Consider the following 16,503-nt stretch of genomic DNA (forward strand, 5'->3'; position numbering starts at 1 on the left):
TAAAAGGATGATATCTACAATAATACAAAGATACGCTAGCTCCATAATTTATTCTATCTGTAAAGTTTTGATTCGTTGTAATTCCTTCCAAAAAAAGCTTAGGACGATAGTTTGAAATGCAAATTTTGTCCTGTTTTAACTAACCTACTAGCGACTTTAAACATTGATAATAACTTATCGTAGGACAAGGGAGTGAAGTCGCCTAGTTTCTGGCGCTGGAGCCGGACGTGGCTAAATAACTTAGTAAGTTTATTCACAGCTGCTAAATTTTATAATTTCCTAGACATGAACAAAGGCTAGCCTCGAATGCCGTTATTCTCACAGCATTGTGTTGACAACAAAAAGCCTAATGTGTACTATATGACTAAACAAACAATTTCAGTCACATAGTACGCAAGGAGGTATAAATTTTGGCTACCGCTTTCTCCAATAACGAAAAAGAAATAATTAGAGGAAAACTGCAACAGGCTGCAAAGGAATGCCTTGGGAAGTACGGTATTAGGAAAACGACCGTCGATCACCTTGTCCAAATAGCCGGCATATCAAAGGGCGCCTTTTATAAATTTTATCCCCAAAAAGAAATCCTGTTTTTTTACGTCTTAGAAGACTATCAAAAATCACTCATGAAAGAATTAGCAAACAGACTTGAGAAAGAAGCTAACATAGGAGTGGAACAGTTTACTGATTTCATTTTTCAGTTATATCAAAATGTAAGACAATCTTTTCTGATGAATCTTATTCAACAGCAAGAATTAGAGTACCTCATGAGAAAAGTACCGCCAGAATTCATTATGAATCACCACTCATTAGATGATATGTTTATGGAGCAAGTTTTTTCTTATATAAAGATAAAAGACCATGTAAATAAGCGTGTTGTCGCAGCTTCATTAAGATCCATTTTCATGAGCATGATGTACAGGGAAGAAATCGGCGAGCAAGAATTTGATGAAGTTCTAAAGCTTTTAATTAAAGGGATCGCTCTACAAATTATAGAGGAGGTTGAGACATGAATGACGTTATTTATACAGAAAATCTAACAAAAGCATATGGGCAAACCTTTGCAGTTAATAACGTTGATTTATCTGTTGCGAAAGGCGAAATCTATGGTTTTTTAGGTTTAAACGGTGCTGGAAAAACGACAACAATCCAAATGCTATTAGGTATGATCACACCTACTTCTGGAACATGCTACCTCCATGGAGAAAAAGTTCATTCTAAAAATAAGGACATTTGGCGTCATGTCGGTTATATGGTGGAAACACCCTATTCCTATCCAGAGTTAACGGTAAGAGAAAACCTTGACGTTATCTGCAAACTAAGAGGGATTAAAGACAGAAGTTGTGTCGATTGGATTATTAAAAACTTACAGTTAGAAGCCTACGCTGCTAAAAAAGCAAAACACCTATCTATGGGAAATAACCAAAGACTTGGAATAGCAAAAGCGCTACTTCACCATCCTCCTATTTTAATATTAGATGAGCCAACGAACGGATTAGACCCTGCTGGCATCGTTGAAGTTCGTCAACTTCTGAAGGAATTAGCCCAAAACAAAGGCGTAACCATTCTCATCTCTAGCCATAAGTTGGATGAAATTTCAAAAATAGCTACAAATATAGCCATCATACATCAAGGCATACTAATCAAAAAAATACCTGGTGAACAACTGGAAAAACAGTTGCACAAAACTTTACTACTTGATGGAAAAAATAGGTTAGCAATCAAACACACTCTATTGACAGCAGGTTATAAGGTTTCTACGGATAATGAAGAAAACTCACCACTTCAAATGAAGGAAGCAAATGCAGTACATGACCCTGGGAAAATTGCGACATTACTTGTAAATGCTGGGTACCCACCAACATTGCTACAAGTAGTAAAAGAGGATTTAGAAAGGTATTTTCTAAGAACCATTCGAGAATTTGGAGGCGATCAACATGAATAAACTTTTCGTCAGCATTTCCGTCGAATTTAAAAAATTATTCCACTCAAAAATCCCTTTAATAACTTTGCTTACATTTATGCTCATACCGTTTATTGGTGGTTTTTTCATGTTCGTGTTAAAGCATCCGGATTTTGCTGAAAGTCTTGGTTTTATTTCTACCAAAGCACAAATAATGGGGTCAGCGGATTGGCCCTCTTATCTTAGCTTACTTGCACAAGCAATTTCCATTGGCGGATTAATTATTTTCGGTTTTATTATAAGTTGGATCTTTGGCAGAGAATACTCCGATCGAACGATAAAAGATTTATTAGCTCTACCACTATCTAGAAGTACCATTGTATTGGCAAAGTTTTTAACATCCTTTATTTGGTGTCTTATGTTATCTTTATTTGTTTTATTGGTTGGACTACTTGTAGGAATGATGCTTGATTTACCGCAAGAATCAAAGGGAATAGTGACTGAAGGCATCATCGTCTTTGCAGTTTGTGCCACATTGACCGTACTTCTTTCTACACCCGTCGCTTTGGTTGCAAGTATTGGTCGCGGATACTTATCTCCCCTTGGATTTATGATTTTCACACTCATCTTAGCGCAAATTGTTGCAGTAGCAGGATACGGTGCGTATTTCCCATGGTCTATCCCCGCCCTTGCTAGTGGAGCAGCCGGCAACAAAGCATCGATCGTTGAAGGACTAAGCTTAATTATTTTACTCTTCACTAGTGCGTTTGGATTACTAAGTACGATGCTTTGGTGGCGATTAGCAGATCAATGCTAATAAAATTGACAACTGTGCTGATATAAATACGTAGGAAAAAATTCTTATCGTTAATACGTATATCATACATCACAAACATTGATTTTCTTTAAAGGATGAAGTAGCTACAATCGTAATATATTACGTTTGCAGCTACTTGCTTTTTGGAAAAACAAAAAATCATAGTATCCACTAGAGAGAAATAATAAATGTTTACAAAACTCGGCTTTTCGCAAAAAAACACCATATTTTTTGAAATCATTTTGTAACTTAAATGTAAAATTAGTTACAAAAATGTAACTGAATATTCGTATTCACACCACAAAATGTTAAAAAATATACACCACTACCTATTTTCAAGTGTTAAATTGGTAAAAACAACCACTTAAATAAGGTTGACGCTACAATTTAAGTCATTGTATAGTATGGACAAGCAATAAAGAAAGGGAGTGAAAGCAACACAGTTTCAATGAACTTTTACATCAAACCATGTACATGTGAAGTATTTGCAAACCAATATATTTCTATACCATTCTTTGATAAATAAAGAAAAAACAAATGAAAATATATTGCGATGAGCTATCTTCACCAATTGTTACTTGATAATAATATATCCTAACGGAAAAAAGGTTTGTATAAATAATCCACAATTAAATACTTTCATAAGGTGATTAATTATACACCTTTCATTTCCATATCTGATTCAATAAACTATTTCATATTAGCCATATGAAGAATTATATTAGTAGATTTCCATGATAAAAGGAGGTTTTCTTCATGAAGAAAAAAATACTTATAACTTTAATGATTTTAGCTATCATTTTTAGTGGTCTTGTACCGAAAAATGTTTTTGCTAAATCAAATGATGATTTAAGAAGTGTGACATTTTCTAATTGGATTCGAACTTTAGGTTCCCAATACCCTTTACTAGAATCTTACGGACTCGTCATATTAAAACAACCAAATCTTGCCGTGAACAACATGAGTAGCCTTACAAATGACCAAAAAATAGCAAGAAGAAACGTGCATGAATGGTTAGATGAATATAGTCCAAAACTCATCTACGTTAATGAAAATATGTATGGACTAACGCAAAGAGTAGATCAGTATTACAAAAGTCTATATGATTTAGCAGGGCAAATTAACGAAAGTGAACAAGCTAAATCCAACTTTTTAAATCGATTTAATCGACTTGAAAACAACTTTGAAAATACACAATTTATTCTGGAACGAACATCAAATGATTTAAACGCTTACAAAAATCTTATATTGGCTGATGCCCAATCATTCTCTGAAAAAGCAGAGAAGGCAATTGAATCGTTAAATGGTGAAAATGGCGAAGCAACAAAGTTAAGACAGCAAATAAAAGAATTACTTGCTGAAATTCAAGATGAGCTAATCAAAATATTGAACAACCCAAATGAAGTGTATGATTTTTCATTTAAATTTGGTCAACAACTTTATGATTTAGTAAAAACAAGCGGTGAAAATAAAACCATTGATGTTGCATCTGTGGAAGCAATCGGTAAAGAAATTATGAATGCTCGTGATTTTCAAACCAAAGAATCCGCTTCTACTATTCAACAAAAACAGCAAGAAGTTACTGCTTTATTTAAGAAATTAACGGATGCTGAGCGCCAAGCAACAGAAGTTACCGTTGTAGAAGATCAAATTTTAGGCTTTGCAGAAATGGTAAAAAGAGAGGTAGCTGTTTTTGACAACTTAGCCAATAACTTCGCAACCTTCAACAGCCTACTCACAAATCTAAAACAAGAAGTTATTTCTGGAAAAATAGACAATAAGGAATTACAGAATCAACTAAAATATTTGCAAACAATTGTCCATGATATGAATAAACAAACTAAGCAATTTGAGGCCTTTACAACAAGCATTAAATAAAACTTGCTCTATGTTAGGGGGTAACAATAGTGACAAAGAAAACAAAAAAAGTTAAACCAATTTTATTATCTGCAATGGCAGCAACAGTCATTTTTAGCAATATAGCTCCATCCTACGCTTATGCAGAAACAGCTGTAAAACAACAACCAGTTCAAGTCGATCAGCATAAAGAATTTGAGCTAGGTCCAGACGGACTTCGAGATGCATTAGAAACAACTGGGTCTAACGCACTAGTCATGGATTTATACGCGCTAACTGTTATTAAACAACCCGATATTAACTTTAACAATGTCAATATCGTGGATAATCCATTACAAAAAAAGATCTTACGTGATCAAAAGAATGCTCGAGGAAATGCCAAAACGTGGTTGGATGATTTAAAGCCGCAATTAATTACTACCAATCAAAATATTATTAATTATGACAATAAATTTGAAGGGTATTATGATAGATTAGTAGAAGCGGCTGAAAACAAAGATACCAAAGCTTTAGCTGCCAGATTAAGCCGGTTAGCCAACAGCGTTTCTGATAATAAAGCCGCTGTCGATAAACTAATCGTCGATTTAAAGGAGTTTAGGCAGAAATTACAGTCTGACACACAAAATTTAAAAGGGGATACCAATGAACTATCCACGCTGCTTGCAAGTCAAGATGCAGGTATTCCACTTTTACAGAAGCAAATTGAAACATATTATGAAGCAATTAGCAAGTATAATAATATTTTAATAGCTTCTTCTGTCGCTACTGCCGCAGGTCCTCTTATTATTGTTGGAGGCATAGCAGTTCTTGCTACTGGAGCTGGCACCCCGCTAGGAATAGGGCTTATTGCTGGTGGAGTAGGACTAGCTGGCGGAGGCATAACAGGCGTTGTTCTAGCGAAAAAAGGAATTGATGAAGCAGAAGCGGAAATTAAGAACTTAACAGGAAAAGTAACAGATGCACAAATTCAACTTGCAGGTGTAACAGGCATAAAACAGCAAATGGAATATTTAACAGAGACAATCGATATAGCGATTGATTCCTTACAAAGCATTTCAACACAGTGGAATACAATGGATGCAAAATATAAAAGTTTGCTAAGCAATATTGCTATTATGTCTCCAGACGATTTTGATTTACTAAAAGAAGATTTAACTATTGCTAAAAAGAGTTGGGGAAATATTAAAGAATTTGCTGAGAAGTTATATGTAGAAGATACCAAAGTTGTCGATAATCTGTAGATAACAGACGTAACGTTAGAGGGTTGTCGTAAAGGTCAGCTGTTTTTACTCTTGGCGGGGAGAAGAAAGCCTTCCCGCCAAAATAAGGTGGGTGATGTATATGAATAAAAAAAATATAAACAAATGGTTTGTCATCATTATACTCGCTGTATTTACCATAACTTATATTGTTCCAAAGCCAGTCGTTTTCGCTCAAGAACAAGCAAACAACGCAGCAGAAAATCTTGTTTCTGAAGAATTCCAAAAATCCATTGAGAACGTTGGCGCTAATATTGCAATTATTGATAGTTATGCACAATATATTAAAACCAAACAACTACCTAAGTTGGATGATCTACAGTCTATTGATAATTCATTAAAGAATCATATGCAAAACAATTTAAAAGAAGCCAAAGATAATGCGAATCAATGGTTTGATCAAGTAAAGCCAGATATGAGACTATCCATTCAGCAAACAATTGATTTTAATACTACTTTTCAACACCACCATGAAAATATATTAGCTGCTATCGATAAAAAAGACGCAAAGAAATTACAATCAGAAATTGAACAATTATACGAACACATCTCAGCAAGCAATAAACAAGTAGATTATTTAATAAAGAATTTAATTACATTTCGAAACAATATGAATAAGGATGTAACAAGTTTTAAAAATAACGCTAACCAGTTACAAATTAATCTCGCCACAACAAATGCAGACATCCCATTAATGCGAAAACAAATCGCTTATTATAATGATGTTATCAATGCAGCGAATGGAAAAATAGCGGCTGGTTCACTTCTTTGCGCAACAGGGATCTTATGTCTTGCAGGTGGTCCAATGATTAAAAATGCAGTTGATGAAAAAAATGAAGCTGAAGAACAAATTGCTAATTTAGAAGCAAAAATCTCAGGGATAGAAAAAGAGATAGCAGTATTAACAGATATCCAAAGTAAGTTTACAAATATGGCAAGTACCATTGATAAGGCAATTACTTCTTTACAAAGCATGTCTAATAATTGGCATATTATGGGTGCAAAGTATAACAATCTATTAGACAATGTGTCTGTCATGGAAGAGCAAGATTTTGAATTATTGAAAGAGGACTTGCAAATAGCAAAGCAAAGTTGGAATCAATTGAAGCAATTTGCTGATGCTATTAATCAAGGTTTAAATCAAAACGATGTTCTAGACAGTGCAAAATAACTGAAAAAGTGTATGAGCAGGAGAAGCCAAGCCTGCTCCTTTTTTATAGCTTTAAAACATAGCTAATGCCCGATTCTAGTTGGCAAAAAATCGTTATCTCTTTACACGATAAGCCTTACATTATTTACTTTCCTATACTTTAGTGGAACAAAGAATAAAAACACACGTTTAGCAACATAGTAAACGGAACATATCAATAGAGTGCAAAGCATACTATTTCATCTCCATTTTAAAATTGTTAAATAGCTGATTACGTTAACACTCGAATAGGAAGAATCACAGTACCAAATAATAACGTTAAGAAAATCTTATTCCTTATCTTCTGCTTGTTTCTCTTTTTCCTTGTCTTCCACTCTCTCGGCTTGTATTAACAACCTTTCCCGGTCCGTAGGATACGGGTGACAGGTGAATAAAGTAGCTAAATCCCGATTTTTTTGAATTTCAAGTGGGTCGGTTTCATCAGGAGCAACGACTTGTTGACTATACACACGATAAGTTAACGTATCGGTCATAGTATGGATATAGAAAATGTCGCCATTGTTTAATTCATCAACATTACGAAACATGGCTTTCGTTCCCATACCTCGGTGCCCCGCTAACACGGTATGATTGCTCTCACCACCAACTGGCAATGAAGAGCCTTCAATTTGCCCAATCCCTTTATCTAGGGTTTCTTCTGTAGCTCCTAAAAAAATGGGAATCATCTCTCCTAGTTTCGGAATTTCAATAGCTGCAAACACCTCATCATCGCCAATTCCTAGACAGTTTTTGAATTCAGCCAGCTTTTCTTCATTATCAAGAAATGGATCACGAAAACCAGAACTATCATAAAAGATTTCTTTATTACATGCAGAAGCTTTTTCCATAAGCTTGTTTATTTCCTCTTGGGGTTTTTCTTCTAAGCCAGCCTGAAATTGGTCGACTTGTTGTTTTTGTAAGTAACTGTTGACGAGTTTGGCTGCATGCGGATATAAAAAAATTAAAATACCTGCTAGAAATAATAAGATGATTGCTTTTTTTCCCTTCATGAGCTTTCCACCTTATTCTTATTTTTACGACGTTTCAACCACCAAACAAGGATTAAAATTACTATTAGGCCAACACCACCTGCAATATACCAATAGTTAAACGTATCCGTTACTGTTTCTGTTTCTTCTGCTTTTGTTTCATCATAAGGTACACGTTTGCCTTTTACTAGCATCCGGTGAGTATTCAACATATAAGGTTCACATGTTAATAATGTCATATATTCTTCATTATCTTCTGTTTGTAGCCACTGCGTTTCATGTGGCAGCACAATTTCTACATCATACACTTCATAGGCATATTTTTCGTTCAACACATTAACATAAAATTGATCTCCTTTGCCAAGCTCATCTAAATTACGAAATAATTTCGCACTAGGTAGACCTCGATGAGCAGTGAGTACGCTGTGAGTCCCTTTTTCGCCTGTAGGTAAGGAAGAATTCTCCATATGCCCAACACCACGAGATAATACGTCTTCCCCAGTGCCATGATAAATAGGCAGGTTTGAACCTATTTTAGGGATCTCGATACTTCCAATTGCTGGGTCAATATTTAGTGCATCGTAATAGCTTTTGTTTCCAGCTGCCTTGTTTCCATCCGCCCCTTCTTCGGAGAAAGGATCAACAAAATCGACTTCGGAATTCTCCAATTTTTTATTATGTTCAGCTGCTTTCTTTTTTTCTTGTTTAATTTCCTCTTCATCCATGTTTTCAACTGTCTCGGCATATTCTTTTACTACAGATTGGTGTACTTGTGTCGATAAAATGTTACTTATTATAGGATAGGAAAAGACACCCAATCCAACTAAAAATATGATAATAATTATTGCTCGCTTCATCATTTTCCCTTCCTATCGTAAATAATTTTATACTATTGAATCTATTTCATTACAAATGTAATTATGTATAGCTTATAGAACAAAAAATAAATTAATAAAAAAATTATTCTTTACAGAAATATGTAACATGGGAAATAGGAGAAAGAATATTTCTTCCTCCTATTCAACCATTCTTCTAACTATGCAATAGCTTCTAGCTTTCTACGACGGAAATATAGTGCAAGCGCCATTCCCATTAACGTTAAACCAATAAGTGTGAAAATAATTGTTCCAATACCACCTGTTGTTGGTAGTTCCCAAAGTGACTTCGAGTTTTCAACTTCATAACTCAAATCTTTATTGTTCTCTACTTTTACTTCTACAGGTTTAGATAGTAAACGATAAGGCTTTTCTTCGCCTTCTTCTGTAGTATATGTTGGTGCTTTTGTTTCATGAAGCTGATATGTTCCTGGTGTAAGACCAGTAATAGAGAATGTACCATCTTCTCCAGTAGCTAAATTTTCTAATTTGCCGTTGAATACATCTCCGTTTACTTCAACGACTGTACCAGCATTAGATGTGTCGATGACATTCCCATCCATATCTGTTAATTTAAATTCTGCACCTTTTAGTTTTACATTATTATCAGATGCATCCACTTTAATAACCTCTAAGCCACCTTCTGTAGGTACTACTACTGGCGGTTCTTCTGGACTTGGTGGTTCAATTGGTTCTCCAGGTTCAGTTGGTTTATCTGGATCTTCTGGCTCGTATGGCTCGTATGGATCAGGATTATCTGGATCAGCCGGTCTTGTGTACGATCCTTTATTGTTATTAAAATGAAGATCAGCCGTATTTTCAATGCCAATTTCGCCTTCTTTTAATTCAGCATCCGGTTTAATTTTTGCTGTAAATGTAATTGTAACGTTCTCACCAGCGGTTAATTGACTCGGATCTTTAACTTCCCAAATTAAAGTTTGCCCTTTTTGTTTAAACTCAACATTGGATTTATCTGTACCTTCAACCTTCCATCCACCATCAAGACTACCATTAGAAACAAACTGTAAACGATCATCTAAAGTGTCTGTCACACCAAGTGCTTTATATTTTTTAATATCTTTTGGTGTTTTAATTGTAAGGTTGTACTTATATTCTTTATTACGATCAAAATCTAGTTTCTTTTCGCCATTTGCGTCCTTGTCAATTTCAGGAGTATTATAGTTTGTTACTACTCCATTTTCATCGACAATTCCATCGACTGTCGACCACTCTACTACTATATCTTGTAAGTTTTCTCCGGCTTTCTTAACTTCAAATGGAATTCTTGTTGTATTTAATGCATATCCTTCTGGAGCTTTCGTTTCTTGGAAATAGTATTTTCCTTGTGCTAAACCCTCCACTTTAATTTTTCCGGCTTCATTGGTTGTTAGCTCCCCAATCTCATTTCCTTCTTTATCTACAGCAGGGGTACCATCTTCGTTATATAAGATAAAACTTACACCTGGTAGTGGATTTCCATCTTCATCCTTTTTCACTATTTCCACAGCAGAACGAACGGTTTCATTTTTTGGATATACATGGACATCGTAATTTAATGTCGTGCGATCTTTGTTCGTCATTGGAATATCAACATAAAATGGATCTGGATTTAAAATAACATTTGCAGGTCCATCTGTTTCAGTAACTTCATAACGACCGAGTTCTAAACCATCACCCTTTGTAAAAACGACTGTTCCATCTTCACCAGTCTGTTTTTCAATCGTTTTTCCGTCAGCAACCTCTGTCCACTTATCTGTTTCCGAATTATATTGATGTGTTTGTTTTAACGTAAATGTTACCCCTTCAACTGGATCCCCTTCTGCATTTTGGCCAGGTAAACCTGTTCCATCTTCACCAGGTGCTGTTCCAGGTTCTTGTTCGAACTTATGAATGGTTAATGACGGATTGTCCTCGTCCCCTTTTATTTCCTTGGCAAATGCTACTTGTGGAAGCAACAAGGATACAATTAAAGTAAAGATTAATGCGATGTTTATCGTCTTTTTTTTCGTTACGTTCATTTAACTTCTCCTCTCATTAATGACACATGAATAATCTTATTTTGATCTTTATAAGCATATATAGCTTTAAAATACATCATCATCTTAAAGCATATTTTCCGTTGATGTTATTTGTTCTTTGGATGTTTGATCCCTTCTTTTTTTTCGTATAAACAATAGAATGGCTACTAACATTAGCCCAGCACCGGATCCATAAAATAGTAACGTTCCAATCCCACCAGTGTCTGGCAAAATCCAACCGTTTTTACTATTTTCTACTTCAATCTCTTCATGAAGGTTTTCGGCAGATATTTCTACATGGATAGGATTATTTAGCAAACGGTAGCCTTCTGGAGCCTTTGTTTCTGTTAGTTCATACTCTCCCCACGGCAATTCTTTAAATTCTGCTATACCCGCTTCATTTGTTTCTTGAGATTCTACTATTTCTCCATTAGCATTTTTTAATTCAAAAGTCGCTCCTTGTAAAGTTTCACCGTTTTTATCCACTTTTTGAACCGTTAGTGTTCCGAGTTGTTGCTTGTATATATAACGGACAGTCTGCGGATCTTTTTGGAACTTTCCAGTTGCTGGAGCACCGTCCTCGTCTACTTTTACAAATGTATATCCTGAAATATCTTTCTGCTTCGTCGTGTATGTGTCACCAAGTTTACCAGTGAAAATTTCATTGGAAGCTATCTTATTGCCTTCTTCATCCACATATTCTGCAGTGACATCACCAGCAATCAGATCCGTTTCTTTCACATAACCAAACCAAACCGTTTCTATTGGATTATCTGCTTTTAAACTTACACGTTTTGGGTTTTCACCTACGTGCAATGTATAATCAGCCACATCATTTGCTGTTACTTGATACGTTTCATCAAACTTTAATTCTTGCTGATCATTTTCTTGATGCGCTTCTTCATAAAATTGCTCTGCTAAGGATGGATCAGAAACGACATTACCATTCTTGTCAATTGGCTCTCCGTCTACATTTACACGATAACCCTTTTTCATAATTTTCCCTTTATCAATTCCTGCTTCTGGAATTGGAAATGGTTTCGTTTGCGAGTCGCCATTTGGATCCGTATAATTTAGCGGTGTATCTTTGTTCGTTGGATATCGTTCTTTTCCTTTTGGATTCTTATCCCAATCAATAGTCACCTTGTACTTTAACGTATACGTTTCATTTTCCTTAATATCACCTATATCCCAAGTAAACGTTTCGTTTGCATCATTCCAATTTACTTCTCCATGACTTGCTGAAAAGTTTTCCCCACTGTAACTGCCATCTTTTACGAGATTGAACATGTCTCCCATTGGGTCAGTTACAACACTATTACTTGCTGCATACTGTGACAGATCCGCGCTAATCTCAGTGAAAATTTGTTGCAATTCATCTTCGGTTCCTTCATAATAACCTCTATTTTGGCTATTTTTTAAAACGTAAACTGCTTCTTCATATCCACCTACATCTATGCCGATGGAATAAATATCTTTACCGGAATTCATAATTTGAACTGCTTCAGAAAGAGTTGCAACTCCATTTGTTCTGACTGTGAACCCATCAACCCGATACGATCCACTCCATCCCAAATAGTAAGAATTCCCTCGACCAATTCGTTCACGATAATTAAAATCAGAGAGCATAAAGTTATATTGATTATCCGGCCATGTATACCCTTCTGCCTTATACCCTCTAAAACTAAAGGTCGGTTCTCCATCACTTAAAAGGACAATCGTTTTTCTGTCTGCATTACTTCCATTCAGTAATTGTTTTGCTCGATGAAGTCCTGCTTGAATATTCGTTGCTCCATCTGGTCCTCCAGTTACACGGATTCGTTCAATCGCCCTTTTCAATACTTGTTTTTCGTTATGATCTGTAAAATCCACATGTCTGTCTGCTTCTGTGCCAAACGGAACTAACGCTATTCTAGTCGTTGCATCTTCTGTTAATAAATTTTCAACAAACTGTTGTGCAGCTTGTTGAGCTTTATACAGGCGACTTCCCCTCATGGAGTTAGAACGATCAAAAACTAACACAACATCGGAATTTTGTTTTAAATTTTTCCCTTGAGCTGTTAGCTCTATCTCCCATTCTCCATATTCACCAGTTGACTCTGCTTCTTTTGTCAGTTTTAGTGATCCAGGATTTGGCCAGTTTTTATTTATGTTAGCTATATATTTTGCAGGTGTCGTATACGATGGATACTGCTGTTGCTTCTCCTGTTGTTTGATAGAATCTTTATTTTTAGCTTCTGGCTTTACTGCTTCTTTTTTGTTCTTATCCTTTTCCTCATTCTTATCTTTTTCTACTTTATTTTCCGAGGTGTCTTTGTTCTGTTTTTTCTTCTCAGGTTTCGAACTATCCGGTACTTCCTTTACTTGAAATGAATAATTCTCTTCAAATACCACACTTCCATCTAACTTTCCAGTAATAGCTAACGTGTTATGAGGTTGCTGCAGATTACTTAAGACAAATGCTATTTGTTGCTTGGGTACACCTTTTTCCCCTTTTAGCGTTAACACATGTTTTTTCGCATTGTAATCTAAAGTAGCTTCTTGTTGGATGGAACCCGTCTTTTCCTCATCATACGTAGCACCTTTTGGCAGTTTGATTTCAAGCATATGAAATGTGGAAAAATCGCTTTGAATGTTCACAATTGCATTCTCTGTTGTTGCTTCCTTATTTGTAAGAATATCTAAGTACGGATCTTTATTGTCTACCTCACCTCCAACTATTGTAGATGTAAACCCTTGTAACACGAGTACCATAACAATAAAAAACAAAACTGCTTTTTTGCGGAATGTTTTTAAAATCAACTTTTCTCCTCCCCTCCTTCCCATTCGTGAATATTTTAAAGACACATTCTGAACAAATATTAAACATTTCTAAATATTAAATCCTTAAACTTTCATCTCCAATTAAAAAAATAAGCGTTAAATAGCCCTACCTAATGATAGGTAAGGCTATTTAACGCTTATGATTAACCCTTAACTTGAAAAACCATGTTTCGTATTGTTAAAAAAACTTAACTTATCGCCAAATCTTTATGACAAAAGCCATAAATTTGCTTATCCCGAAATTATATGCTTTCTGGTGTAAAGAAAAAGAATGTTTTTCAGGTAAAAGTTAGTTAATGGATCTTTTAAGTCCATATGTTTCTGGGGTAATATCATTAACTTTTGGGATTTGACGTAATTCTGACAAGATCAACCACACAAATGAAATGGAAAGCATACCGAGACCTCCGATAGCAAATATAATTTGCCCACCGAAAACGGATCCTAGTGTACCTCCAATTAAAAAACCAAGAGGCATCGTTATAGAAGACAAGCTTGTAATAACAGAAAAAACTCTTGCTAGTAGTGAACTTGGAATAATACGTTGCCCCGTTGCTGATAGTAGTACTTGTGTAGCACCAAGTGGTATCAGTGATATTCCATACACAATGACAGCGAGGATATCCCATGGAAGAAATGCAGAACTTATCCAAAGGAAGGCACTAAACAAATAAGTTACAATCATCGTCTTGCCTAGTGGAAAAGCACTGGCAATGGAGCTTAATAGTGCTCCAATTAAGAATCCAGCAGAAAATGCACCCATAAGAAATCCATAGATAGTAGATCCTCCACGAAAATCTGCGTAGACAGGCATTACCGCCAAAGCGATACCAAAAGAAAAGTTAGCAATAATGGTAGCAATAAAAAACTTACTTATAATGGATTGAAAAACATACTGGAATCCTTCCTTTAGGTCTTTACCATACTTTTGAAACGCCTCTGTCAGTTTTTGTTTTTCTTGTTTCTCTTTTTCATACGTTTTTAAGATGGGCAATGTCCAAAATAATAGCAGTGCCACAATAAAAACAATAGCATCTAATAAATAAATGCTAACCGCACCAACTATGCTTATAAGTACTCCAGCAATGCCATGAAATGTCATATCAATACCCTGATTAGCAAAAGAAAAGAGAGAATTACCTTTTACCAACTCATTTTGCTTTAATAACTTTGGCAATGCAACCATTTGTGCTGGATACGAAAATTGTTGAATGCAAGATATAACTGGCATAATGATAAGTACCATCCAGACATTTAAATCTCCGGTGTAGTAAGCGATTGGTATAATAAGCACAAGTATAATTTGACATGCTTGAGTGATTAGTAAAGTTTTTCGCAAAGACCAGCGATCGATAAATGGTCCAGCCAAAAACTGAAACACATCCGGAATTCTTGTCAAAAACCCAGCTAATCCAGTATAAAACGCCGAATGACTTAACTCATACACCAACCACATTGCTGCAATAGCATACATACTATCACCAATATTTGAAAAGATCTTCCCTAAGAAAAGCTTGGTAAACGATTTGTTTTTTAAAAGTATCCACATCGTAAAAACCCATTTCTACTAATAAAATGACCCTTCAATCAATGGTATTTTTTCATCCACGAACTGAAGTACAACCATTACTAAAAATATAGTCGCCCTTAAAAAGAAATAATTTAATGACGATGGATTACTTCCCACTACTCATGTTTTATCGAAAGAATACATTCTGGTGAAAAATAGTGACATTCATATATTTTTCATAGAGAATATCTTTTGGTAAATCCAAGGCTGCTCTACTCTATTAAATGATCCCAAAGCCATTGCTCAGGATTTTTAGCAATCCATTCTTCTCCTTGTGCAAATAAGTGTTGTAGAAAGGTGGACTGAGATAATGAATTTGGATCAAGACTATCTCCAACCATGAAACGAACTTTGTTTTCCTCTTCATTCCAAAAAGAACCCAGAGGATATACTTTCGCTGACAGACGCTTGGCAAGCACATAAACACCAATTGGTGCTTTAAATGTCCCACCTAAGAAGGGCACTTCCTCTTCTTCTTGATTAATACCATATGAAAACTCTGGGAAAATAACCCCCGTTGCTCCCCTCATAATAGCTTTAGTAAATTTTAATGGGCTTGTATGTGAAGGTACAGGGACCATATCTATGGAATCACTGTATGCTGCTTCAAGATATGTAGACATCCATTGCTGAATGATATCTATTTCATCACTATTTACAAGTATTGTTGTTTTATCAAAATAACGTGTAACTAAAGGCATGGACATCGTATGCATACCCATATGAAAGGGTGCAATGATAATACGATTTTTAGAATGAGCGGGTTCTATCGATTTTAATAATCGATCACTCTCCGGTTCAATGATCTGATCATATTGTTTGTTGTATAGGGACAAGGACAAGTATGTCCAAGCAGATTTTCTTTTTTCTGCAAATAAACTATAAGCATGACTAATTTCCTCAGCACGTTGGTTCAAAGCGGGAAATGACTTGATCACAGGTACATATTTCAATGGATTTAGTGTATTTGAATTCATTTCTGTTTCAACAATGGTTTGCAAAAAAAGATCTGCTAACTGTTGCTCTTCTTTTTTTTGAAAGGGGATATTTTTTAAAATAGAGTGAAATTGCAACAAATTATTAAAGTTTAAGATTGACATGTTATGACCTCCTTCTTTTTTTAAGAGATTTAGTGGGATGATTTCTAGAATTTTAGTTAATCTCTCCACTCGCTACATTGCTAAACGGTCGCCCTGAGCCTTTGTT

The 16,503-nt window shown here is 35.3% G+C and carries 12 protein-coding genes; 6 read left to right on the forward strand and 6 right to left on the reverse strand.

The annotated features are described in order from the left end of the window. Nucleotides 1-410 precede the first annotated feature (410 nt). From D9780_RS12275 to D9780_RS12300, 6 genes are all read left to right on the forward strand, one after another. On the forward strand, nucleotides 411-1,010 hold the full coding sequence (locus D9780_RS12275; RefSeq protein WP_121640279.1) for a TetR/AcrR family transcriptional regulator: 600 nt from the start codon (nucleotides 411-413) through the stop codon (nucleotides 1,008-1,010). Further along, nucleotides 1,007-1,942, forward strand: coding sequence for an ABC transporter ATP-binding protein (locus D9780_RS12280; RefSeq protein ID WP_121640280.1), 936 nt, complete (start codon nucleotides 1,007-1,009; stop codon nucleotides 1,940-1,942). The genes D9780_RS12275 and D9780_RS12280 overlap by 4 nt, the downstream gene beginning before the upstream one ends. Further along, complete coding sequence (locus D9780_RS12285; RefSeq protein ID WP_121640281.1) at nucleotides 1,935-2,717, forward strand: ABC transporter permease; 783 nt, start codon at nucleotides 1,935-1,937, stop codon at nucleotides 2,715-2,717. Before D9780_RS12280 ends, D9780_RS12285 begins: the two co-directional genes overlap by 8 nt. A 756-nt stretch (nucleotides 2,718-3,473) precedes the next feature. Beyond that, the gene (locus tag D9780_RS12290; RefSeq protein WP_121640282.1) at nucleotides 3,474-4,595 is read left to right on the forward strand and encodes a non-hemolytic enterotoxin subunit A; all 1,122 of its coding nucleotides are present in this window, start codon (nucleotides 3,474-3,476) and stop codon (nucleotides 4,593-4,595) included. A 29-nt stretch (nucleotides 4,596-4,624) separates the two neighbouring features. After that, complete coding sequence (locus tag D9780_RS12295; RefSeq protein WP_121640283.1) at nucleotides 4,625-5,815, forward strand: non-hemolytic enterotoxin subunit B; 1,191 nt, start codon at nucleotides 4,625-4,627, stop codon at nucleotides 5,813-5,815. 100 nt (nucleotides 5,816-5,915) lie between these two features. Then, nucleotides 5,916-7,004, forward strand: coding sequence for a non-hemolytic enterotoxin subunit C (locus D9780_RS12300; RefSeq protein WP_162985864.1), 1,089 nt, complete (start codon nucleotides 5,916-5,918; stop codon nucleotides 7,002-7,004). 308 nt (nucleotides 7,005-7,312) lie between these two features. On the opposite strand, the gene D9780_RS12305 is transcribed toward D9780_RS12300, so the two are convergent. The 6 genes from D9780_RS12305 to D9780_RS12330 all read right to left on the reverse strand — a co-directional run bounded on the left by D9780_RS12305 (nucleotide 7,313) and on the right by D9780_RS12330 (nucleotide 16,397). Then, the gene (locus D9780_RS12305; protein WP_121640285.1) at nucleotides 7,313-8,032 is read right to left on the reverse strand and encodes a class C sortase; all 720 of its coding nucleotides are present in this window, start codon (nucleotides 8,030-8,032) and stop codon (nucleotides 7,313-7,315) included. After that, the gene (locus D9780_RS12310; protein ID WP_240458679.1) at nucleotides 8,029-8,871 is read right to left on the reverse strand and encodes a class C sortase; all 843 of its coding nucleotides are present in this window, start codon (nucleotides 8,869-8,871) and stop codon (nucleotides 8,029-8,031) included. Before D9780_RS12310 ends, D9780_RS12305 begins: the two co-directional genes overlap by 4 nt. Nucleotides 8,872-9,047: 176 nt before the next feature. Next, a complete protein-coding gene (locus D9780_RS12315) occupies nucleotides 9,048-10,904 on the reverse strand; it encodes a SpaH/EbpB family LPXTG-anchored major pilin (RefSeq protein WP_121640287.1) in 1,857 nt (618 codons plus the stop codon). Between the two features lie 84 nt (nucleotides 10,905-10,988). Beyond that, nucleotides 10,989-13,706, reverse strand: coding sequence for a SpaA isopeptide-forming pilin-related protein (locus tag D9780_RS12320; RefSeq protein ID WP_162985865.1), 2,718 nt, complete (start codon nucleotides 13,704-13,706; stop codon nucleotides 10,989-10,991). A 310-nt stretch (nucleotides 13,707-14,016) separates the two neighbouring features. After that, nucleotides 14,017-15,276, reverse strand: a complete 1,260-nt coding sequence (locus D9780_RS12325; RefSeq protein WP_121640289.1) for an MFS transporter — start codon at nucleotides 15,274-15,276, stop codon at nucleotides 14,017-14,019. 233 nt (nucleotides 15,277-15,509) lie between these two features. Then, complete coding sequence (locus D9780_RS12330; protein WP_121640290.1) at nucleotides 15,510-16,397, reverse strand: LpxL/LpxP family acyltransferase; 888 nt, start codon at nucleotides 16,395-16,397, stop codon at nucleotides 15,510-15,512. Between the last annotated feature and the right edge of the window lie 106 nt (nucleotides 16,398-16,503).

The sequence above is a fragment of the Virgibacillus sp. Bac330 genome, assembly GCF_003667845.1.
Lineage (GTDB): Bacteria > Bacillota > Bacilli > Bacillales > Amphibacillaceae > Virgibacillus > Virgibacillus chiguensis.

Excerpts from the sequence above, each read along its gene's own strand:
- D9780_RS12280 (WP_121640280.1), top strand. The coding sequence starts at position 1,007 with ATGAATGACGTTATTTATACAGAAAATCTAACAAAAGCATATGGGCAA.
- D9780_RS12285 (WP_121640281.1), top strand. The coding sequence starts at position 1,935 with ATGAATAAACTTTTCGTCAGCATTTCCGTCGAATTTAAAAAATTATTC.
- D9780_RS12290 (WP_121640282.1), top strand. The coding sequence starts at position 3,474 with ATGAAGAAAAAAATACTTATAACTTTAATGATTTTAGCTATCATTTTT.
- D9780_RS12300 (WP_162985864.1), top strand. The coding sequence starts at position 5,916 with ATGAATAAAAAAAATATAAACAAATGGTTTGTCATCATTATACTCGCT.
- D9780_RS12305 (WP_121640285.1), bottom strand. The coding sequence starts at position 8,032 with ATGAAGGGAAAAAAAGCAATCATCTTATTATTTCTAGCAGGTATTTTA.
- D9780_RS12310 (WP_240458679.1), bottom strand. The coding sequence starts at position 8,871 with ATGATGAAGCGAGCAATAATTATTATCATATTTTTAGTTGGATTGGGT.
- D9780_RS12315 (WP_121640287.1), bottom strand. The coding sequence starts at position 10,904 with ATGAACGTAACGAAAAAAAAGACGATAAACATCGCATTAATCTTTACT.
- D9780_RS12325 (WP_121640289.1), bottom strand. The coding sequence starts at position 15,276 with ATGTGGATACTTTTAAAAAACAAATCGTTTACCAAGCTTTTCTTAGGG.
- D9780_RS12330 (WP_121640290.1), bottom strand. The coding sequence starts at position 16,397 with ATGTCAATCTTAAACTTTAATAATTTGTTGCAATTTCACTCTATTTTA.